Source organism: Pseudomonas sp. AU12215 (assembly GCF_001675465.2).
GTDB lineage: Bacteria > Pseudomonadota > Gammaproteobacteria > Pseudomonadales > Pseudomonadaceae > Pseudomonas > Pseudomonas nitroreducens.
The window spans coordinates 26,647-42,887 of sequence record NZ_MACM02000004.1 but is presented as its reverse complement, the minus strand read 5'-3'; the positions used below and the strand labels follow the sequence as shown (position 1 = coordinate 42,887).

At 58.6% G+C, this 16,241-nt stretch carries 30 protein-coding genes and 1 pseudogene; all 31 read left to right on the top strand.

The window, feature by feature from the left end:
* Positions 1 to 85, top strand: a pseudogene (locus A9513_RS34650) (elongation factor Tu); the annotation flags it as partial.
* Between the two features lie 155 nt (positions 86 to 240).
* Positions 241 to 552: a 30S ribosomal protein S10 gene (gene rpsJ, locus A9513_RS00850; RefSeq protein ID WP_003243886.1), complete on the top strand. Its 312-nt coding sequence runs from the start codon at positions 241 to 243 to the stop codon at positions 550 to 552.
* A gap of 82 nt (positions 553 to 634) precedes the next feature.
* Complete coding sequence (gene rplC, locus A9513_RS00845; RefSeq protein ID WP_024767389.1) at positions 635 to 1,270, top strand: 50S ribosomal protein L3; 636 nt, start codon at positions 635 to 637, stop codon at positions 1,268 to 1,270.
* 14 nt (positions 1,271 to 1,284) lie between these two features.
* Positions 1,285 to 1,887 carry a 50S ribosomal protein L4 gene (rplD, locus tag A9513_RS00840; protein ID WP_017521904.1) on the top strand — a complete coding sequence of 201 codons (603 nt, stop codon included), beginning with the start codon at positions 1,285 to 1,287 and terminating at the stop codon, positions 1,885 to 1,887.
* A complete protein-coding gene (gene rplW / locus A9513_RS00835) occupies positions 1,884 to 2,183 on the top strand; it encodes a 50S ribosomal protein L23 (RefSeq protein ID WP_015475322.1) in 300 nt (99 codons plus the stop codon). Before rplD ends, rplW begins: the two co-directional genes overlap by 4 nt.
* Positions 2,184 to 2,194: 11 nt before the next feature.
* Positions 2,195 to 3,016, top strand: a complete 822-nt coding sequence (gene rplB / locus A9513_RS00830; protein ID WP_024767388.1) for a 50S ribosomal protein L2 — start codon at positions 2,195 to 2,197, stop codon at positions 3,014 to 3,016.
* 16 nt (positions 3,017 to 3,032) lie between these two features.
* A complete protein-coding gene (gene rpsS, locus A9513_RS00825; protein ID WP_015475324.1) occupies positions 3,033 to 3,308 on the top strand; it encodes a 30S ribosomal protein S19 in 276 nt (91 codons plus the stop codon).
* Positions 3,309 to 3,320: 12 nt separating this feature from the next.
* A complete protein-coding gene (gene rplV / locus A9513_RS00820; protein ID WP_065083723.1) occupies positions 3,321 to 3,653 on the top strand; it encodes a 50S ribosomal protein L22 in 333 nt (110 codons plus the stop codon).
* 13 nt (positions 3,654 to 3,666) lie between these two features.
* Positions 3,667 to 4,353 (top strand): 30S ribosomal protein S3, encoded by a 687-nt coding sequence (rpsC, locus tag A9513_RS00815; protein ID WP_024767387.1) that lies wholly within the window; start codon positions 3,667 to 3,669, stop codon positions 4,351 to 4,353.
* A gap of 11 nt (positions 4,354 to 4,364) precedes the next feature.
* Complete coding sequence (gene rplP / locus A9513_RS00810; protein ID WP_009617163.1) at positions 4,365 to 4,778, top strand: 50S ribosomal protein L16; 414 nt, start codon at positions 4,365 to 4,367, stop codon at positions 4,776 to 4,778.
* On the top strand, positions 4,778 to 4,969 hold the full coding sequence (rpmC, locus tag A9513_RS00805) for a 50S ribosomal protein L29 (RefSeq protein ID WP_003093720.1): 192 nt from the start codon (positions 4,778 to 4,780) through the stop codon (positions 4,967 to 4,969). The genes rplP and rpmC overlap by 1 nt, the downstream gene beginning before the upstream one ends.
* Positions 4,970 to 4,971: 2 nt before the next feature.
* Positions 4,972 to 5,238, top strand: a complete 267-nt coding sequence (rpsQ, locus tag A9513_RS00800) for a 30S ribosomal protein S17 (protein WP_024767386.1) — start codon at positions 4,972 to 4,974, stop codon at positions 5,236 to 5,238.
* Positions 5,239 to 5,254: 16 nt separating this feature from the next.
* Positions 5,255 to 5,623 carry a 50S ribosomal protein L14 gene (rplN, locus tag A9513_RS00795; protein WP_017521901.1) on the top strand — a complete coding sequence of 123 codons (369 nt, stop codon included), beginning with the start codon at positions 5,255 to 5,257 and terminating at the stop codon, positions 5,621 to 5,623.
* Positions 5,624 to 5,635: 12 nt separating this feature from the next.
* On the top strand, positions 5,636 to 5,950 hold the full coding sequence (gene rplX, locus A9513_RS00790; protein ID WP_024767385.1) for a 50S ribosomal protein L24: 315 nt from the start codon (positions 5,636 to 5,638) through the stop codon (positions 5,948 to 5,950).
* 19 nt (positions 5,951 to 5,969) lie between these two features.
* Complete coding sequence (gene rplE, locus A9513_RS00785) at positions 5,970 to 6,509, top strand: 50S ribosomal protein L5 (protein WP_017521899.1); 540 nt, start codon at positions 5,970 to 5,972, stop codon at positions 6,507 to 6,509.
* Between the two features lie 13 nt (positions 6,510 to 6,522).
* Positions 6,523 to 6,828, top strand: a complete 306-nt coding sequence (rpsN, locus tag A9513_RS00780) for a 30S ribosomal protein S14 (RefSeq protein WP_024767384.1) — start codon at positions 6,523 to 6,525, stop codon at positions 6,826 to 6,828.
* Positions 6,829 to 7,016: 188 nt separating this feature from the next.
* Positions 7,017 to 7,409 carry a 30S ribosomal protein S8 gene (gene rpsH / locus A9513_RS00775; protein WP_015475331.1) on the top strand — a complete coding sequence of 131 codons (393 nt, stop codon included), beginning with the start codon at positions 7,017 to 7,019 and terminating at the stop codon, positions 7,407 to 7,409.
* An 11-nt stretch (positions 7,410 to 7,420) separates the two neighbouring features.
* Complete coding sequence (gene rplF, locus A9513_RS00770; protein ID WP_015475332.1) at positions 7,421 to 7,954, top strand: 50S ribosomal protein L6; 534 nt, start codon at positions 7,421 to 7,423, stop codon at positions 7,952 to 7,954.
* 10 nt (positions 7,955 to 7,964) lie between these two features.
* Positions 7,965 to 8,315: a 50S ribosomal protein L18 gene (gene rplR / locus A9513_RS00765; RefSeq protein WP_017521897.1), complete on the top strand. Its 351-nt coding sequence runs from the start codon at positions 7,965 to 7,967 to the stop codon at positions 8,313 to 8,315.
* Between the two features lie 3 nt (positions 8,316 to 8,318).
* On the top strand, positions 8,319 to 8,819 hold the full coding sequence (gene rpsE / locus A9513_RS00760) for a 30S ribosomal protein S5 (RefSeq protein WP_009617173.1): 501 nt from the start codon (positions 8,319 to 8,321) through the stop codon (positions 8,817 to 8,819).
* A 2-nt stretch (positions 8,820 to 8,821) separates the two neighbouring features.
* The gene (gene rpmD, locus A9513_RS00755) at positions 8,822 to 8,998 is read left to right on the top strand and encodes a 50S ribosomal protein L30 (protein ID WP_009617174.1); all 177 of its coding nucleotides are present in this window, start codon (positions 8,822 to 8,824) and stop codon (positions 8,996 to 8,998) included.
* A gap of 3 nt (positions 8,999 to 9,001) precedes the next feature.
* Positions 9,002 to 9,436 carry a 50S ribosomal protein L15 gene (gene rplO / locus A9513_RS00750; protein WP_017521896.1) on the top strand — a complete coding sequence of 145 codons (435 nt, stop codon included), beginning with the start codon at positions 9,002 to 9,004 and terminating at the stop codon, positions 9,434 to 9,436.
* The gene (gene secY / locus A9513_RS00745) at positions 9,437 to 10,768 is read left to right on the top strand and encodes a preprotein translocase subunit SecY (RefSeq protein ID WP_024767080.1); all 1,332 of its coding nucleotides are present in this window, start codon (positions 9,437 to 9,439) and stop codon (positions 10,766 to 10,768) included.
* A 24-nt stretch (positions 10,769 to 10,792) separates the two neighbouring features.
* On the top strand, positions 10,793 to 10,909 hold the full coding sequence (rpmJ, locus tag A9513_RS00740) for a 50S ribosomal protein L36 (RefSeq protein WP_014854209.1): 117 nt from the start codon (positions 10,793 to 10,795) through the stop codon (positions 10,907 to 10,909).
* Between the two features lie 130 nt (positions 10,910 to 11,039).
* Positions 11,040 to 11,396 (top strand): 30S ribosomal protein S13, encoded by a 357-nt coding sequence (rpsM, locus tag A9513_RS00735; protein WP_024767079.1) that lies wholly within the window; start codon positions 11,040 to 11,042, stop codon positions 11,394 to 11,396.
* A gap of 18 nt (positions 11,397 to 11,414) precedes the next feature.
* Positions 11,415 to 11,804, top strand: coding sequence for a 30S ribosomal protein S11 (gene rpsK, locus A9513_RS00730; RefSeq protein ID WP_003093689.1), 390 nt, complete (start codon positions 11,415 to 11,417; stop codon positions 11,802 to 11,804).
* A 16-nt stretch (positions 11,805 to 11,820) separates the two neighbouring features.
* The gene (gene rpsD, locus A9513_RS00725; protein WP_017521893.1) at positions 11,821 to 12,441 is read left to right on the top strand and encodes a 30S ribosomal protein S4; all 621 of its coding nucleotides are present in this window, start codon (positions 11,821 to 11,823) and stop codon (positions 12,439 to 12,441) included.
* A 22-nt stretch (positions 12,442 to 12,463) separates the two neighbouring features.
* Positions 12,464 to 13,465: a DNA-directed RNA polymerase subunit alpha gene (gene rpoA / locus A9513_RS00720; protein WP_024767078.1), complete on the top strand. Its 1,002-nt coding sequence runs from the start codon at positions 12,464 to 12,466 to the stop codon at positions 13,463 to 13,465.
* Between the two features lie 43 nt (positions 13,466 to 13,508).
* On the top strand, positions 13,509 to 13,898 hold the full coding sequence (gene rplQ / locus A9513_RS00715; protein WP_015475338.1) for a 50S ribosomal protein L17: 390 nt from the start codon (positions 13,509 to 13,511) through the stop codon (positions 13,896 to 13,898).
* Between the two features lie 272 nt (positions 13,899 to 14,170).
* Positions 14,171 to 15,619: a catalase KatA gene (gene katA / locus A9513_RS00710; RefSeq protein ID WP_065083722.1), complete on the top strand. Its 1,449-nt coding sequence runs from the start codon at positions 14,171 to 14,173 to the stop codon at positions 15,617 to 15,619.
* 134 nt (positions 15,620 to 15,753) lie between these two features.
* Positions 15,754 to 16,218, top strand: coding sequence for a bacterioferritin (gene bfr / locus A9513_RS00705; RefSeq protein WP_024767076.1), 465 nt, complete (start codon positions 15,754 to 15,756; stop codon positions 16,216 to 16,218).
* Positions 16,219 to 16,241 lie beyond the last annotated feature (23 nt).

The window sequence follows — 16,241 nt, the reverse complement described above, 5'->3', positions numbered from 1 at the left end:
CGCCATGGAAGATGGCCTGCGCTTCGCGATTCGCGAAGGCGGCCGTACCGTTGGCGCCGGCGTGGTTGCCAAGATCATCGAGTAATCGCTGATCCGCTGCAGAAAAAGGGACCCTTCGGGGTCCCTTTTTCGTTGAGTTGGTTAAATATTGACACCCCCCAGGCGCATCCGTACAATTGCGCCTCCTTTTAACGGGCGGAGTCCGTCCGTTGGGAATGGCAACTTGGAGTCTGAGGTCAAATGCAAAATCAACAAATCCGTATTCGGTTGAAGGCTTTTGATCACCGCCTGATCGACCAATCTACCCAGGAAATCGTGGAAACCGCGAAACGTACTGGCGCTCAGGTGCGTGGTCCGATTCCTCTGCCGACCCGCAAGGAACGTTACACCGTGCTGATTTCCCCGCACGTCAACAAGGACGCTCGTGACCAGTACGAAATTCGTACCCACAAGCGTGTTCTCGACATCGTTCAGCCGACCGACAAAACCGTCGACGCGCTGATGAAGCTCGACCTTGCTGCTGGCGTCGAAGTACAGATCAGCCTCGGCTAATGCCTTCGGCATTGGTCGTGTAACGCTCTGAAATGGGCGGCCATAGCGGGTGAAAGCCCCGTACACTAAAGAGGTTCTAAAGATGACAATTGGTGTTGTCGGTCGTAAGTGCGGCATGACCCGCATCTTCACCGAAGATGGTGTCTCCATTCCGGTCACGGTCATTGAGGTCGAGCCGAATCGCGTCACCCAGTTCAAAAACGAAGAAAGCGATGGCTATCGCGCTGTGCAGGTCACTGCTGGCGAGCGCCGTGCTTCTCGCGTGACCAAGGCGCAAGCCGGTCACTTTGCCAAGGCGAATGTCGCCGCCGGTCGCGGCGTGTGGGAATTCCGTCTGGGCGAAGAGGAGTTCAAGGCAGGCGATTCCATCTCTGTCGATCTGTTCCAGGCAGGCCAGCTGGTAGACGTTACCGGCGAGTCCAAGGGTAAAGGCTTTGCCGGTACCATCAAGCGCTGGAACTTCCGTGGTCAAGATAACACCCACGGTAACTCCGTTTCCCACCGCGTCCCGGGTTCCATCGGCCAGTGCCAGACTCCTGGTCGAGTGTTCAAGGGCAAAAAAATGTCGGGCCACATGGGTGCTGAGCGTGTAACCGTTCAATCCCTTGAGGTCGTGCGTGTCGATGCAGAGCGCAATCTGCTGCTGGTCAAAGGTGCCGTTCCCGGCGCTACCGGTGGTGATGTGCTGGTGCGTCCGGCAGCCAAGGCTCGCGGTTAAGAGAGGAAGCTGAGATGCAACTGAATGTAAATGGCGCTCAGGCGATCGAGGTTTCCGAGCGTACTTTTGGTAGCGAATTCAACGAGACCCTGGTTCACCAGGCAGTCGTCGCCTACATGGCTGGCGGTCGTCAGGGCACCAAGGCTCAGAAGACTCGTTCCGAAGTCTCCGGTGGCGGCAAGAAGCCGTGGCGTCAGAAGGGCACTGGTCGTGCTCGTGCTGGCACCATCCGTAGCCCCATCTGGCGTGGCGGCGGCGCGACTTTCGCAGCCAAGCCCCAGGATCACTCCCAGAAGCTCAACAAGAAGATGTACCGCGCTGCTCTGCGCTCCATCCTCTCTGAGCTGGTTCGTCTGGATCGTCTGGTTGTCGTTGCCGACTTCGCTGTCGACGCACCGAAGACCAAAGGTCTGGTCAGCAAGCTGGAAGGCCTGGGCCTGAAAGATGTACTGATCGTCACCGAAGGCGTCGATGAGAACCTGTACCTGGCAGCTCGCAACCTGGCCCACGTCGATGTACGTGACGTTCAGGCTTCCGATCCGGTCAGCCTCATCGCCTACGACAAGGTGCTGGTCACCGTGTCTGCCGTGAAGAAGTTCGAGGAGCTGCTGGCATGAACCAGGAACGCGTATTCAAAGTGCTGCTGGGCCCGCATATCTCCGAGAAGGCCACCGGCCTGGCGGACGGCAACAGCCAATTCGTTTTCAAGGTTGCCACTGATGCAACCAAGCTGGAAATCAAGAAGGCCGTAGAAAGCCTGTTCGGCGTGAAAGTACGTCGCGTCACCACCCTGAACGTTCAGGGCAAGACCAAGCGTACCGTTCGCGGCCTGGGCAAGCGTAACGACTGGAAAAAAGCGTACATCGCTCTCCAGCCGGGCCAGGATCTCGATTTCGCAGCTGGCGCTGAGTAAAGGGGTGCATCATGGCAATCGTTAAATGCAAACCGACTTCCGCTGGTCGTCGTTTCGTCGTCAAGGTAGTGAACCAGGACCTGCACAAAGGTGCTCCGTTCGCTCCCCTGCTCGAGAAGAAGTCCAAGTCGGGCGGCCGTAACAACAACGGTCGTATCACCACCCGTCATATCGGTGGTGGCCACAAGCAGCACTATCGTCTGGTCGACTTCCGTCGCAACAAGGATGGCATTCCTGCCATCGTTGAACGCGTCGAATACGATCCGAACCGTACTGCTCACATCGCTCTGCTGAAATACGCGGACGGCGAGCGTCGTTACATCATCGCCCCCAAAGGCGTGGTGGCTGGCGATCAACTGATCTCCGGTATCGGCGCTCCGATCAAGGCCGGCAACAACATGCCGCTGCGCAACATCCCGGTGGGTAGCACCATCCACGGTATCGAACTGAAGCCTGGCAAAGGCGCTCAGATCGCTCGCTCCGCTGGCGCCTCGGCTCAGCTGGTTGCCCGTGAAGGTGCCTACGTAACCGTGCGTCTGCGTTCCGGTGAAATGCGCAAAGTCCTGGCTGACTGCCGTGCGACCCTGGGTGAAGTCTCGAACTCCGAGCACAGCCTGCGTTCGCTGGGTAAAGCCGGTGCCAAACGCTGGCGTGGCGTTCGCCCGACCGTTCGTGGTGTTGCCATGAACCCGGTCGACCACCCGCATGGTGGTGGTGAAGGTCGTACCTCTGCTGGTCGTCATCCGGTATCGCCGTGGGGTCTTCAGACCAAGGGTAAGAAGACTCGCGCGAACAAGCGTACCGACAACATGATCGTCCGTCGCCGCAAGTAAATAGAGGGATACGACAGTGCCACGTTCTCTGAAAAAAGGTCCTTTTATCGATCTTCACCTGCTGAAGAAGATCGAAGTGGCGGTGGAAAAGAACGACCGCAAGCCGATCAAGACCTGGTCGCGCCGTTCGATGATTCTGCCGCACATGGTTGGTCTGACCATCGCTGTCCACAACGGCCGTCAACACGTGCCGGTCCTGGTCAACGAAGACATGGTCGGTCACAAACTCGGCGAGTTCGCTGCTACCCGCACTTATCGTGGGCACGCTGCGGACAAGAAAGCCAAGCGTTAAGGGGTAAGGAAGATGGAAGTAGCCGCTAAGCTCTCGGGCGCTCGTATCTCCACCCAGAAAGCCCGCTTGGTCGCCGACCAGATCCGCGGGAAGAAGGTGGGCGATGCGCTCAACCTCCTGGCTTTCAGCAACAAGAAAGCCGCCGAGATCATGAAGAAAGTGCTGGAGTCGGCCGTTGCCAACGCCGAGCACAACGAAGGCGCCGATGTGGACGATCTCAAAGTCTCCACCGTCTTCGTCAACGAAGGTCGTTCGCTCAAGCGCATCATGCCGCGTGCCAAAGGCCGTGCTGATCGCATCGTCAAGCGGTCTTGCCATATCACTGTCAAGGTTGCGGACAAGTAACGGAGTCGATCAGATGGGTCAGAAAGTACATCCCAATGGCATCCGCCTGGGTATCGTCAAGGAGCACACCTCCGTTTGGTACGCAGATAAGCGCACTTACGCCGATTATCTGTTCGCCGACCTGAAGGTACGTGAGTATCTCCAAGACAAACTAAAAAGCGCGTCCGTAAGCCGTATCGATATCCATCGTCCGGCTCAAACCGCACGCATCACCATCCACACCGCTCGTCCCGGCATCGTGATCGGCAAGAAAGGTGAAGATGTTGAGAAGCTGCGTCAGGACCTGACCAAGCAAATGGGTGTGCCGGTGCACATCAACATCGAAGAGATCCGCAAGCCGGAACTCGACGGTATGCTGGTTGCGCAAAGCGTAGCTCAGCAGCTGGAGCGTCGCGTTATGTTCCGTCGCGCCATGAAGCGCGCCGTACAGAACGCCATGCGCATTGGTGCCAAAGGCATCAAGATCCAGGTAAGCGGTCGTCTGGGCGGCGCTGAAATCGCTCGTACCGAGTGGTATCGCGAAGGTCGTGTGCCCCTGCACACCCTGCGTGCCGACATCGACTACGCAACCTACGAAGCGCACACCACCTACGGTGTGATCGGTGTGAAGGTTTGGATCTTCAAAGGCGAGGTCATTGGTGGCCGCCAGGAAGAGCTGAAGCCCCAAGCGCCCGCTCCTCGTAAAAAAGCTGCTAAGTAAGGAGTACGCAAATGCTGCAACCCAAGCGTACGAAGTTCCGCAAGCAAATGACCGGTCACAACCGTGGCCTGGCTCATCGCGGTTCTAAAGTCAGCTTCGGCGAGTTCGCCCTCAAGGCAACCAGCCGTGGCCGTCTCACCGCGCGTCAGATCGAGTCCGCACGTCGTGCGCTGACCCGTCACGTAAAACGTGGCGGCAAGATCTGGATCCGCGTATTCCCCGACAAGCCTGTTACCAAGAAGCCCCTGGAAGTACGTATGGGTAAAGGTAAGGGTGGCGTCGAGTACTGGGTAGCCCAGATTCAACCGGGCAAGGTCCTGTACGAGATCGAGGGTGTATCCGAAGAGCTGGCGCGTGAGGCATTCGCCCTGGCTGCTGCAAAGCTGCCGCTCGCCACCTCCTTTGTTAAGCGGACGGTGATGTGATGAAAGCGAATGAACTTCGTGAAAAATCCGTTGAGCAGCTGAACGAGCAACTGCTCGGCCTGCTGCGCGACCAGTTCAATCTGCGCATGCAGAAAGCAACTGGCCAGTTGGGGCAGTCTCACCTGCTCTCGCAGGTTAAGCGCGATATCGCTCGCGTGAAAACTGTGCTCAACCAGCAAGCAGGTAAGTAATCATGGCTGAAGCTCAGAAAACCGTCCGTACGCTGACTGGCCGCGTTGTCAGCGACAAGATGGACAAGACCGTTACCGTTCTGATCGAGCGTCGCGTCAAGCACCCGATCTACGGCAAATACGTGAAGCGTTCGACCAAACTGCACGCCCACGACGAAACCAATCAGTGCCGCATTGGTGACCTGGTCACCATTCGCGAAACTCGTCCGCTGGCCAAGACCAAGGCCTGGACCCTGGTTGATGTCGTCGAGCGCGCGGTTGAAGTCTAAGGGTCGGAGATAGAAGATGATTCAGACTCAATCCATGCTCGAAGTCGCTGATAACAGCGGCGCGCGTCGCGTAATGTGCATCAAGGTACTCGGCGGTTCGCACCGCCGTTACGCCGGCATTGGCGACATCATCAAGGTCACCGTCAAGGAAGCGATTCCGCGTGGCAAGGTGAAGAAGGGCCAGGTAATGACTGCCGTGGTCGTTCGCACCAAGCACGGCGTACGTCGTACCGACGGTTCCATCATTCGCTTCGACGGCAACGCCGCCGTCCTGCTGAATAACAAGCAGGAGCCGATCGGCACCCGTATCTTCGGGCCGGTGACTCGTGAACTTCGTACCGAGAAGTTCATGAAGATCGTCTCGCTTGCCCCTGAAGTGCTGTAAGGAGTAGCCGTCATGCAAAAAATTCGTCGTGACGACGAAGTCATCGTCATTGCCGGCAAGGACAAGGGCAAGCGTGGCAAGGTGCTCAAGGTTCTGGCTGACGACCGTCTGGTCGTTGGCGGTGTGAACCTGGTCAAGCGCCACACCAAGCCCAACCCCATGCTCAACCAGCAAGGCGGGATCGTCGAGAAGGAGGCGCCTCTGCACGTCTCCAACGTCGCCATCTTCAACGCTGAAACCAACAAGGCTGACCGCGTTGGTTTCAAAGTCGAAGACGGTAAGAAGATTCGTGTCTTCAAGTCGACCCAGAAACCGGTTCAGGCTTGAGGGAGCTAGGTAGATCACCATGGCACGATTGAAAGAAATTTATCGGAAGGAAATCGCTCCCAAGCTGAAGCAAGAGCTTCAGCTGGCGAACGTGATGGAAGTTCCGCGCGTTACCAAAATCACCCTGAACATGGGTCTTGGCGAAGCTGTCGGCGACAAGAAAGTCATCGAGAGCGCCGTAGCCGATCTGGAAAAGATCGCGGGTCAGAAGCCGGTCGTGACTTACGCTCGTAAGTCCATCGCTGGCTTCAAGATTCGTGAAGGCTGGCCGATCGGTGTGAAAGTCACCCTGCGTGGCGATCGCATGTACGAGTTCCTGGACCGTCTGCTGTCGATCTCCCTGCCGCGCGTGCGCGACTTCCGCGGTCTGAATGCCAAGTCCTTCGACGGCCGTGGCAACTACAGCATGGGCGTCAAAGAGCAGATCATCTTCCCGGAAATCGATTACGACAAGATCGATGCCCTCCGCGGTATGGATATCACTCTGACCACTACCGCGCGTTCGGATGATGAAGGTCGTGCCCTGCTGCGCGCCTTCAAATTCCCGTTCCGCAACTGATTGGAGTAGGACCATGGCTAAAGAGAGCATGAAGAACCGTGAGCTGAAGCGTCAGCGCACGGTAGCCAAGTACGCTAAAAAGCGTGCCGAGCTGAAAGCGATCATCGTTAATCCGAGCACCACTGCGGAAGATCGTTGGAATGCCCAGGTCGCCCTGCAGAAGCAACCGCGTGACGCGAGCGCCAGCCGCCTGCGTAACCGTTGCCGTCTGACCGGTCGTCCGCACGGTTACTACCGCAAGTTCGGCTTGAGCCGTAACAAGCTGCGTGAAGCGGCAATGCGCGGTGACGTACCGGGCCTGGTGAAAGCCAGCTGGTAAGTGCTAGACGGAGTCGGCAACGGCTCCGTTGATCGCTTTGCGAAGCAAGCCCCCTCGTGGGGCTTGATTCGTTTTTGAGCGATCTCTAGAATACCCGGCTCCCCTGAGCCCGGGTTTAGATCGTCCGGTGTTTTGAGGGCGAGTTATGAAGTTGAAGGCTTATCTTTTGTATCAGGAGCATTAAGCCCATGAGTATGCAGGACCCGTTAGCAGACATGCTAACTCGCATCCGTAATGCCCAGATGGCTGAGAAGACCGTCGTGAGCATGCCGTCTTCCAAGCTGAAAGCGGCAGTCGCCAAAGTCCTCAAGGACGAAGGTTACATTGCGGATTTCCAAGTCACCGCCGAGGCCAAGCCTCTGCTGTCGATCGAGCTGAAGTACTTCGAAGGCAAGCCTGTCATCGAGGAAGTGAAGCGAATCAGCCGTCCTGGCCTGCGCCAGTACAAATCCGTAGACCAGCTGCCGAAAGTTCGCGGCGGCCTGGGCGTTTCGATCGTCTCCACCAACAAAGGTGTGATGACTGACCGTGCTGCCCGTGCCGCTGGCGTCGGTGGCGAAGTGCTCTGCACTGTGTTCTAAGGGGAATCAGCATGTCTCGCGTTGCTAAGAACCCCGTCATTCTGCCTGCCGGCGTTGAAATCAAGCTGGCTGGTCAGGAACTTTCGATCAAGGGCGCCAAAGGTGCTCTGGAGCTGAAAGTACATCCGTCCGTCGAAGTCATTCAGGACAACGGTGAGCTGCGTTTCGCTGCGCGTAACGGCGACCAGCAGACCCGTGCCATGGCCGGTACCACCCGCGCTCTGGTCAACAACATGGTGATCGGCGTCAGCCAAGGCTTCGAGCGCAAGCTCCAGCTGGTTGGTGTTGGTTACAAAGCGCAGGCCAAAGGCCAAGTGCTGTCCCTGGCTCTCGGCTTCTCCCACCCGGTTGATTACGAACTGCCTGCCGGCATCGTCGCGGAAACCCCCAGCCAGACCGACATCCTGATCAAGGGTATCGACAAGCAGCTGGTTGGCCAGGTTGCCGCGGAAATCCGCGACTTCCGTCCGCCGGAGCCGTACAAAGGCAAGGGCGTGCGTTACGCCGACGAAGTCGTCCTTCGTAAAGAAGCCAAGAAGAAGTAGGGCATAGCAAATGAGCGTCAAGAAAGAAACCCGTCTGCGCCGCGCTCGCAAGGCTCGCCTGAAGATGCGCGAACTGGAAGCCGTACGCCTCTGCGTGTACCGCTCCTCCCAGCACATCTACGCCCAGGTCATTGCAGCCGACGGCGGCAAGGTCCTGGCCAGCGCCTCGACCCTGGACAAGGAACTGCGCGAAGCTGCCACCGGCAACGTCGACGCAGCCAAGAAAGTTGGTCAACTGGTCGCGGAACGCGCCAAGGCTGCCGGCGTCACTCAGGTGGCGTTCGACCGTTCTGGCTTCAAGTACCACGGTCGTATCAAGGCCCTGGCTGATGCCGCTCGTGAAGGCGGTCTGGAGTTCTAAGTTATGGCAAACAACGATCAAAAGCGCGACGAAGGCTACATCGAGAAGCTGGTTCAAGTGAACCGCGTCGCCAAAACCGTAAAAGGTGGCCGTATCTTCGCCTTCACCGCGCTGACCGTGGTTGGCGATGGCAAGGGCCGTGTTGGCTTCGGTCGTGGCAAGGCGCGTGAAGTGCCGGCCGCTATCCAGAAGGCAATGGAAGCTGCTCGCCGCAACATGATCCAGGTTGATCTGAACGGCACCACCCTGCAGTACCCGACCAAGTCCGCCCATGGCGCCTCCAAGGTGTACATGCAGCCGGCTTCCGAAGGTACCGGCATCATCGCCGGCGGCGCCATGCGTGCTGTCCTGGAAGTGGCCGGTGTGCAGAACGTTCTGGCGAAGTGCTACGGCTCCACCAATCCGGTGAACGTGGTCTACGCAACCTTCAAGGGCCTGAAGAACATGCAGTCCCCTGAGTCGGTAGCGGCCAAGCGTGGCAAGAGCGTCGAGGAGATTCTCTAACCATGGCAACTGTCAAAGTTACCCTGATCAAGAGCCTGAACGGCCGTCTGGCCAATCACAAGGCTTGCGTCAAAGGCCTCGGCCTGCGTCGCATTAATCACACCGTCGAAGTTCAGGACACTCCTGAAAACCGCGGCATGATTAACAAGGCTTACTACCTGCTGCGTGTGGAGGGTTAATCCATGCAACTGAACGATCTGCGTTCCGCGCCGGGTGCCCGTCGCGAAAAGCACCGTCCGGGCCGTGGCATCGGTAGCGGTCTGGGCAAGACCGGTGGCCGTGGTCACAAAGGTCAAACCTCCCGCTCCGGTGGCTCCATCGCTCCGGGCTTCGAGGGTGGTCAGCAACCGCTGCACCGTCGTCTGCCGAAGTTCGGCTTCAACTCGCTGAAAGCCATGGATCGCGCAGAAGTGCGCACTTCCGAACTGGCCAAGGTCGAGGGTGATGTCGTTACCGTGCAGGCCCTGAAGGATGCCAACGTGATTAACCAGAACGTACAGCGTGTGAAAGTCATGCTGTCGGGCGACGTTACTCGCGCGGTCACTCTGAAAGGCATCGGCGCCACCAAGGGCGCTCGTGCGGCTATCGAAGCAGCTGGCGGCAAAATCGAGGACTAAATGGCTAAGCAAGGTGCTCTCTCTGCGCTGAGCAACGGTGGTGGTTTGTCCGAGCTCTGGGCACGTCTGCGTTTCCTGTTCCTGGCGATCATCGTCTATCGGATCGGCGCGCACATCCCAGTCCCGGGCATCAACCCCGATCGCTTGGCGGCACTGTTCCGGCAGAACGAGGGGACCATTCTTAGCCTCTTCAACATGTTTTCCGGCGGCGCGTTGGAGCGCATGAGTATTTTTGCACTGGGGATCATGCCGTACATCTCGGCGTCGATCATCATGCAGCTCATGACCGCTATCAGCCCGCAGCTGGAGCAGTTGAAGAAAGAGGGTGAGTCTGGGCGTCGCAAGATCAGCCAGTACACCCGCTACGCGACTCTCGTCCTGGCACTTGTCCAGGCCATTGGCATGTCCATTGGTCTGGGTAGCCAGGGCGTGGCCTTCTCCAACGACTTCGGCTTCTACTTCGTGTCGGTCACCACCTTCGTGGCGGGTGCACTCTTCATGATGTGGCTGGGTGAGCAGATCACCGAGCGGGGTGTCGGCAACGGCATCTCCATGTTGATCTTCTCCGGTATCGTCGCAGGCCTGCCCCGAGCAATCGGTCAGTCCTTCGAGTCCGCGCGTCAAGGTGACATCAACATCTTCGCCCTGATCGCCATCGGCCTGCTGGCCGTGGCCATCATCGCGTTCGTGGTGTTCATCGAGCGGGGTCAGCGTCGTATCGCCGTGCATTACGCCAAGCGCCAGCAAGGTCGCAAGGTGTTTGCCGCCCAGACCAGCCATTTGCCGCTGAAAGTGAACATGGCAGGTGTAATCCCTGCGATTTTCGCCAGCAGCATCCTGCTGTTCCCGGCATCCCTGGGTGCCTGGTTCGGTCAGTCGGAAGGCCTGGGTTGGCTTCAGGACGTCGCGCAAGCGATCGCGCCTGGTCAGCCGCTGAACATTCTGCTGTTTAGTGCAGGGATCGTCTTCTTCTGCTTCTTCTACACAGCGCTGATGTTCAACCCGAAGGACGTGGCGGAAAACCTCAAGAAGTCCGGTGCATTTATTCCGGGTATTCGTCCGGGTGAACAGTCTGCTCGCTACATCGATGGCGTGCTGACCCGTTTGACCATGTTCGGTGCCCTGTACATGACGGCTGTGTGCCTGCTGCCCCAGTTCCTGGTCGTAGCTGCCCACGTTCCGTTCTACCTTGGCGGGACCTCGTTGCTGATCGTGGTCGTGGTTGTGATGGACTTTATGGCCCAAGTACAATCGCACCTCGTTTCTCACCAGTACGAATCCCTCATGAAGAAAGCCAACCTGAAGGGCTATGGCAGCGGTCTGCTGCGCTGACCCGTAAGGTTCGAGGAGTCACTGATGAAAGTTCGTGCATCGGTTAAGAAGCTGTGCCGCAACTGCAAGATCGTCCGTCGCGAAGGCGTCGTTCGTGTGATCTGCAGCGCGGAGCCGCGTCACAAACAGCGCCAAGGCTGAGTGTGATTCACGCGTGATAGCCCGGCAGCTAGTGTGCTGCCGGGTTGATTATTTGTTTTTACAGCGCTAATATCCGCGCCCTTTCTTGGCTCCCTGGGCGCCGGGTAGCTGTCAATTGGAGTTTTTCTGAATGGCCCGTATTGCAGGCGTAAACATTCCGGATAACAAGCACACTGTTATCTCGCTGACCTACATCTATGGTGTTGGTCGCACTACCGCACAGAGCATCTGTGCAGCCACCGGCATCAGCCCGGCTGTAAAGATCAAAGAGCTGAGCGAAGAGCAGATCGATTCGCTGCGTACCGAAGTGGCCAAGCTGACCACTGAAGGTGACCTGCGTCGCGAAATCAACATGAATATCAAGCGTCTGATGGACCTCGGTTGCTACCGCGGTCTGCGTCATCGTCGTGGTCTGCCGGTTCGCGGTCAGCGTACCAAGACCAACGCGCGCACCCGTAAGGGCCCGCGTAAGCCGATCCGCAAGTAATCGCTTAGGAATATAGTCATGGCAAAACCTGCTGCTCGTCCTCGCAAGAAAGTCAAAAAGACGGTGGTTGATGGGATCGCGCACATCCACGCGTCCTTCAACAACACCATCGTTACCATCACTGATCGTCAGGGCAACGCCCTGTCCTGGGCCACTTCCGGTGGTTCGGGCTTCCGTGGCTCGCGTAAGAGCACTCCGTTCGCTGCCCAGGTAGCGGCCGAGCGTGCCGGCCAGGCTGCTCTGGAATACGGTCTGAAGAACCTTGACGTCAACGTCAAAGGCCCGGGCCCGGGTCGCGAGTCGGCTGTTCGTGCGCTGAATGCCTGCGGTTACAAGATCGCCAGCATCACCGACGTAACCCCGATCCCGCATAACGGCTGCCGTCCGCCGAAAAAGCGTCGCGTGTAATAGGAGACAGTGAGAAATGGCTCGTTACATTGGTCCCAAGTGCAAACTGTCCCGCCGCGAAGGCACTGATCTCTTCCTGAAGAGCGGCGTTCGTGCCCTCGACTCGAAGTGCAAGGCAGAACAAGTTCCCGGCCAGCATGGCCAGCGTCGTGGTCGTCTGTCCGACTACGGTCTGCAGCTGCGCGAGAAACAAAAAGTTCGCCGCATCTACGGCGTTCTGGAACGTCAATTCCGTGGCTACTATCAGGAAGCGTCCCGCCGCAAGGGCTCCACGGGTGAAAACCTGCTGCAGCTGCTTGAGTGCCGTCTGGACAACGTCGTCTACCGTATGGGCTTCGGTTCCACTCGCTCCGAATCCCGTCAGCTGGTGTCCCACAAGACCATCAGCGTCAACGGTCAGACCGTAAACGTGCCGTCCTACCAGGTCAAAGCCGGTGATGTCGTTGCTGTTCGCGAGAAATCGAAGAACCAGCTGCGTATCGCCCAAGCTCTGGACCTGTGCGCCCAGCGCGGTCGCGTTGAGTGGGTCGAAGTGGACACCGACAAGAAAGCCGGCACCTTCAAAAGTGTCCCGGCTCGTGCCGATCTGTCCGCCGACATCAACGAAAACCTGATTGTCGAGCTCTACTCCAAGTAAGGGCTAGAAAATAGGTGCATCCATGCAGAGTTCGGTAAATGAGTTCCTGACCCCCCGCCACATCGATGTGCAGGTGGTCAGCCAAACCCGCGCCAAGATCACTCTCGAGCCTCTCGAGCGTGGTTTCGGCCATACCCTGGGCAACGCGCTGCGTCGCATCCTGTTGTCCTCCATGCCTGGCTGTGCGGTAGTCGAGGCCGAGATCGACGGCGTACTCCACGAGTACTCCGCCATCGAAGGTGTGCAGGAAGATGTCATCGAGATCCTGCTCAACCTGAAAGGCCTGGCCATCAAGCTGCACGGCCGTGACGAAGTGACGCTGACCCTGGCGAAAAAGGGCTCGGGTGTGGTGACCGCTGCCGATATTCAGCTGGATCATGATGTCGAGATCGTCAACGGTGACCATGTTATCGCCCACCTGGCCGATAACGGCGCGCTGAACATGAAGCTGAAAGTCGCTCGTGGCCGTGGCTACGAGCCGGCTGATGCCCGCACCAGCGATGAAGACGAAAGCCGCAGCATTGGCCGTCTTCAGCTCGATGCCTCGTTCAGCCCCGTACGTCGTGTTGCCTACGTGGTCGAGAACGCCCGTGTCGAACAGCGTACCAACCTGGACAAGCTGGTCCTCGATCTGGAAACCAACGGCACCCTGGACCCTGAAGAGGCTATCCGTCGCGCCGCTACCATCCTGCAACAGCAGCTGGCAGCGTTCGTGGACCTCAAAGGCGACAGCGAGCCCGTCGTTGAAGAGCAGGAAGACGAGATCGATCCGATCCTGCTGCGTCCGGTCGATGACCTTGAGCTGACCGTCCGTTCGGCCAACTGCCTGAAGGCAGAGAACATCTACTACATCGGTGACCTGATTCAGCGCACCGAAGTAGAGCTGCTCAAAACGCCGAACCTGGGCAAGAAGTCCCTGACCGAAATCAAGGACGTTCTGGCCTCTCGCGGTCTGTCCCTCGGTATGCGCCTCGATAACTGGCCGCCGGCAAGTCTCAAGAAAGACGACAAGGCTACTGCCTGATCGTCGTAGCTACCGAACGTAAAGTTTGGAAAGGAATTGAACCATGCGCCATCGTAAAAGTGGTCGTCACCTGAGCCGCACCAGCGCGCACCGCAAGGCTATGTTCCAGAACATGGCTGTGTCGCTCTTCGAACACGAACTGATCAAAACCACCCTGCCCAAGGCCAAGGAACTGCGTCGCGTTGCCGAGCCGCTGATCACCCTGGCTAAAGTGGATAGCGTTGCCAACCGTCGTCTCGCTTTCGACCGTACCCGTTCGAAAGAAGCCGTAGGCAAGCTGTTCAACGAACTGGGCAAGCGCTACGCCAACCGTCCGGGCGGCTACCTGCGCATCCTGAAGTGTGGCTTCCGCGCCGGCGACAATGCCCCCATGGCATACGTCGAACTGATTGACCGCGCTGTTGGCGGCCAAGCAGTAGAAGCTGCAGAGTAAGGTTTACGCCTTATAAGAAACCGGGCCTTGTGCCCGGTTTTTTATCGCCTGGAGAAAAGTTTTTATCTATTGATAGGCTCGAATCAATAAATTGGCTTATCAAGTCCCTTGTCACCGATCCTTAACGCCGTCGACTTCTACTGCTTGCTGAGCTGGATCAACAGCCGCAATGCCGTTGGAGGCGCTTAATTGTCCGATTGGGATGTCGGGCCGGGCCTTCTGCCTCCGCAGTTTGCCGGCATACAGGCACCCCGCCGTTGAGGAGAGTAACGATGAGTGACAACACCCGTCTGACGACTGCAGCTGGAGCTCCGGTCGCCGATAACCAGAACGTCCAGACCGCCGGCCCGCGGGGCCCGATGCTGCTGCAGGATGTCTGGTTCCTGGAAAAACTGGCGCACTTCGACCGCGAAGTAATCCCTGAGCGTCGCATGCATGCCAAGGGCTCTGCGGCCTACGGTACCTTCACCGTCACCCAGGACATCACCCGCTATACCCGCGCCAAGCTGTTCTCCCAGGTCGGCAAGCAGACTCCCCTGTTCCTGCGCTTTTCCACCGTTGCGGGCGAGCGTGGCGCAGCAGACGCCGAGCGCGATATCCGTGGCTTCGCCCTGAAGTTCTACACCGAGGAAGGCAACTGGGACCTGGTCGGCAACAACACCCCGGTCTTCTACTTCCGCGACCCGCTGAAATTCCCCGACCTGAACCACGTGGTGAAGCGCGATCCGCGCACCAACCTGCGCAACGCCACGCTGAAGTGGGACTTCTTCTCGCACCTGCCCGAAGCCCTGCACCAGTTGACCATCGACTTCAGCGACCGTGGCCTGCCGCGCAGCTACCGTCACGTCCATGGCTTTGGTAGCCACACGTTCAGCTTCATCAATGCCAGTAATGAACGCTTCTGGGTCAAGTTCCACTTCAAGACCCAGCAGGGCATCGAGAACCTGAGCAATGAGGAAGCGGCGAAACTGGTCGGCGCCGACCGCGAGAGCTCCCAGCGCGACCTGTATGACGCCATCGAGCGCGGCGACTTCCCGCGCTGGAAAATGTACGTACAGGTGATGCCGGAGAAAGAAGCGGCGACCTACCGCTACAACCCGTTCGACCTGACCAAGGTCTGGCCGCACGGCGACTACCCGCTGATCGAGGTGGGTTACTTCGAGCTCAACCGCAACCCGGCGAACTACTTCGCCGAAGTCGAGCAGTCGGCATTCTCTCCGGCAAACATCGTTCCTGGCATCGGTTTCTCGCCGGACAAGATGCTCCAGGGTCGCCTGTTCTCCTACGGCGATGCACACCGCTATCGCCTGGGCGTGAACCACCACCAGATCCCGGTGAACGCTGCGCGTAACAACCCGCGCATCTATCACCGCGACGGCGCCATGCGGGTGGACGGCAATAACGGTGACATGACCGTCACCTACGAGCCGAACAGCTTCAGCCAATGGCAGGAGCAACCGGATTACTCCGAGCCGCCGCTGACCCTGGAAGGCAGCGCCGACCACTGGAACCACCGTGTGGACGACGATTACTACAGTCAGCCGGCCGCACTGTTCCGTCTGTTTGACGAAGCACAGCGGCAGCGCCTGTACGAGAACATTGCCGGGGACATGGCAGGCGTACCGGAAGCGATCCAGCGTCGTCAGCTCGCGCTGTTCTTCAAGATCGACCCGGCCTACGGCGAAGGCGTCGCCAAGGCGCTGGGCCTGAAGCTCGACTAAGCTGAAACCGTTCTACCAGCCGCCCTCTTCGGAGGGCGGTTGCGTTTGTGGGGCATCGCGGACTTGACCCCGGTCATGGCCAGTCGCGACCATAGCGCCGTTTAATTCGCTGTCACGTCCCAGGGAGAAGGCTGATGCAAGGCCACGCCGAGGTTATCGATTATCTCAACACGCTGCTGACCGGTGAGCTGGCCGCTCGCGACCAGTATTTCATCCACTCGCGCATGTACGAGGATTGGGGCTTCAGCAAGCTCTACGAGCGCCTCAACCACGAGATGGAAGAGGAAACTCAGCACGCCGATGCGTTGCTGCGTCGCATCCTCCTGCTCGAAGGCACCCCGCGCATGCGCCCGGACGACATTCACCCGGGCAAGACTGTGCCGGAAATGCTGGAAGCCGACCTGAAGCTGGAGCGCCATGTGCGCGCTGCGCTGGCTAAGGGCATTGCACTGTGCGAGAAGCACAAGGACTTCGTCACCCGCGATATCCTGCGCGTGCAGTTGACCGATACCGAGGAAGATCACGCCTACTGGCTGGAGCAGCAACTCGGCCTGATCGCCAAGATGGGCCTGGAGAACTACCTGCAGTCGCAGCTCTGATTCAGGCGCGCGGGTAACATCCG

Bases quoted from the DNA above. Each gene is read 5' to 3' on its own strand.
- rpsJ (WP_003243886.1), top strand. From the start codon at position 241: ATGCAAAATCAACAAATCCGTATTCGGTTGAAGGCTTTTGATCACCGC.
- rplC (WP_024767389.1), top strand. From the start codon at position 635: ATGACAATTGGTGTTGTCGGTCGTAAGTGCGGCATGACCCGCATCTTC.
- rplD (WP_017521904.1), top strand. From the start codon at position 1,285: ATGCAACTGAATGTAAATGGCGCTCAGGCGATCGAGGTTTCCGAGCGT.
- rplW (WP_015475322.1), top strand. From the start codon at position 1,884: ATGAACCAGGAACGCGTATTCAAAGTGCTGCTGGGCCCGCATATCTCC.
- rplB (WP_024767388.1), top strand. From the start codon at position 2,195: ATGGCAATCGTTAAATGCAAACCGACTTCCGCTGGTCGTCGTTTCGTC.
- rplV (WP_065083723.1), top strand. From the start codon at position 3,321: ATGGAAGTAGCCGCTAAGCTCTCGGGCGCTCGTATCTCCACCCAGAAA.
- rpsC (WP_024767387.1), top strand. From the start codon at position 3,667: ATGGGTCAGAAAGTACATCCCAATGGCATCCGCCTGGGTATCGTCAAG.
- rplP (WP_009617163.1), top strand. From the start codon at position 4,365: ATGCTGCAACCCAAGCGTACGAAGTTCCGCAAGCAAATGACCGGTCAC.
- rpmC (WP_003093720.1), top strand. From the start codon at position 4,778: ATGAAAGCGAATGAACTTCGTGAAAAATCCGTTGAGCAGCTGAACGAG.
- rpsQ (WP_024767386.1), top strand. From the start codon at position 4,972: ATGGCTGAAGCTCAGAAAACCGTCCGTACGCTGACTGGCCGCGTTGTC.
- rplN (WP_017521901.1), top strand. From the start codon at position 5,255: ATGATTCAGACTCAATCCATGCTCGAAGTCGCTGATAACAGCGGCGCG.
- rplX (WP_024767385.1), top strand. From the start codon at position 5,636: ATGCAAAAAATTCGTCGTGACGACGAAGTCATCGTCATTGCCGGCAAG.
- rplE (WP_017521899.1), top strand. From the start codon at position 5,970: ATGGCACGATTGAAAGAAATTTATCGGAAGGAAATCGCTCCCAAGCTG.
- rpsN (WP_024767384.1), top strand. From the start codon at position 6,523: ATGGCTAAAGAGAGCATGAAGAACCGTGAGCTGAAGCGTCAGCGCACG.
- rpsH (WP_015475331.1), top strand. From the start codon at position 7,017: ATGAGTATGCAGGACCCGTTAGCAGACATGCTAACTCGCATCCGTAAT.
- rplF (WP_015475332.1), top strand. From the start codon at position 7,421: ATGTCTCGCGTTGCTAAGAACCCCGTCATTCTGCCTGCCGGCGTTGAA.
- rplR (WP_017521897.1), top strand. From the start codon at position 7,965: ATGAGCGTCAAGAAAGAAACCCGTCTGCGCCGCGCTCGCAAGGCTCGC.
- rpsE (WP_009617173.1), top strand. From the start codon at position 8,319: ATGGCAAACAACGATCAAAAGCGCGACGAAGGCTACATCGAGAAGCTG.
- rpmD (WP_009617174.1), top strand. From the start codon at position 8,822: ATGGCAACTGTCAAAGTTACCCTGATCAAGAGCCTGAACGGCCGTCTG.
- rplO (WP_017521896.1), top strand. From the start codon at position 9,002: ATGCAACTGAACGATCTGCGTTCCGCGCCGGGTGCCCGTCGCGAAAAG.
- secY (WP_024767080.1), top strand. From the start codon at position 9,437: ATGGCTAAGCAAGGTGCTCTCTCTGCGCTGAGCAACGGTGGTGGTTTG.
- rpmJ (WP_014854209.1), top strand. From the start codon at position 10,793: ATGAAAGTTCGTGCATCGGTTAAGAAGCTGTGCCGCAACTGCAAGATC.
- rpsM (WP_024767079.1), top strand. From the start codon at position 11,040: ATGGCCCGTATTGCAGGCGTAAACATTCCGGATAACAAGCACACTGTT.
- rpsK (WP_003093689.1), top strand. From the start codon at position 11,415: ATGGCAAAACCTGCTGCTCGTCCTCGCAAGAAAGTCAAAAAGACGGTG.
- rpsD (WP_017521893.1), top strand. From the start codon at position 11,821: ATGGCTCGTTACATTGGTCCCAAGTGCAAACTGTCCCGCCGCGAAGGC.
- rpoA (WP_024767078.1), top strand. From the start codon at position 12,464: ATGCAGAGTTCGGTAAATGAGTTCCTGACCCCCCGCCACATCGATGTG.
- rplQ (WP_015475338.1), top strand. From the start codon at position 13,509: ATGCGCCATCGTAAAAGTGGTCGTCACCTGAGCCGCACCAGCGCGCAC.
- katA (WP_065083722.1), top strand. From the start codon at position 14,171: ATGAGTGACAACACCCGTCTGACGACTGCAGCTGGAGCTCCGGTCGCC.
- bfr (WP_024767076.1), top strand. From the start codon at position 15,754: ATGCAAGGCCACGCCGAGGTTATCGATTATCTCAACACGCTGCTGACC.